At 32.8% G+C, this 268-nt stretch carries 1 protein-coding gene; it reads left to right on the top strand.

Annotation, left to right across the window (positions count from 1 at the left end; genetic code table 11):
* The coding region (locus SB764_RS40745) for a hypothetical protein (RefSeq protein WP_410866862.1) at positions 1–268 on the top strand (268 nt) is incomplete at both ends.

Raw genomic sequence — 268 nt, 5'->3', positions numbered from 1 at the left:
CCCAAGTCAGATATTTTCTACTACGACTCAGGTTAATGACAGTGATTTTTTAGGAACCGGAACTACGCAGATGCTTTTTAAATTAAGCTTATCACAATATTCACCTTATCTTACCAATACAAAGGTTGAGGTTTTTAATTCTTATTTCTATTATAATCCTGAAAACAATCATACGTTAATCCTTTATAATAAAATACAGAGACATTCTACTGTAAAGGTAGCCGACTTTGACGGAGATGGGATTTCTGAAATTTTTGAATACCGTCAG

It is taken from the genome of Paraburkholderia sp. SIMBA_027 (genome assembly GCF_046535315.1).
GTDB classification, from domain to species: domain Bacteria; phylum Pseudomonadota; class Gammaproteobacteria; order Burkholderiales; family Burkholderiaceae; genus Paraburkholderia; species Paraburkholderia tropica.
This window is presented reverse-complemented; position numbering and strand designations above follow the sequence as displayed.